We start from the raw sequence: 711 nt of genomic DNA on the forward strand, positions 1-711 counted from the left end.
CCGTCTCGTTGAAAAATCTAATCAATTGTACAGCGAGTTACTTGAAAAACAAATCATACCAGAAATACAGCGTGAGGATGAGGAGCAGCTTTCTATTGAAGAACTCTCACAAATCGCTGAGAAGTTAGAGGAAGTTGTGGAGGACTACACACAAAAAATAGATAACACGGATGATGTCGCTCTGCGTAAACAGTTGCGTAGTGAACGAAAAACGCCTAGGCAACTGTTAAAACAAGTACATGACTGGATGACGCGTAAGCAGAGGTACGAAAAAGATTTTGAGATTCTTGATACACGTAACAGCTATTCAAAAACGGACAAAGATGCGACATTTATGCGAATGAAAGACGATTACATGCAGAACGGACAACTAAAACCAGGCTATAATGTACAAATCGCAACAGAAGGACAATACGTACTTACCTATAGTTTATTTTCAAATCCCACGGATACCCGTACGTTAATTCCGTTTCTAGATGAAATAGAGAAACATTATTTTGAGTTACCAACATACATTGTTGCAGACGCAGGTTATGGTAGTGAACAAAACTATCATGATATCCTTTCGAACAGAAAGCGAGAAGCACTTATTACATATAACATGTATCGGAAAGAACAAAAGAAAAAGCACAAACAAAGCCAATTTAACTCAGACAATTGGCAGTATGATGAAGAAACAGATACCTATACATGCCCCTATCAAAAACATCT

At 37.8% G+C, this 711-nt stretch carries 1 protein-coding gene; it reads left to right on the forward strand.

Translation table 11 applies throughout. The annotated features are described in order from the left end of the window. Nucleotides 1-711, forward strand: a 711-nt coding sequence (locus AC07YC_RS22795; RefSeq protein ID WP_494920520.1) for a transposase, incomplete at both ends; no start/stop codon positions are given.

Source organism: Lysinibacillus sp. GW247-5R2A (assembly GCF_059424475.1).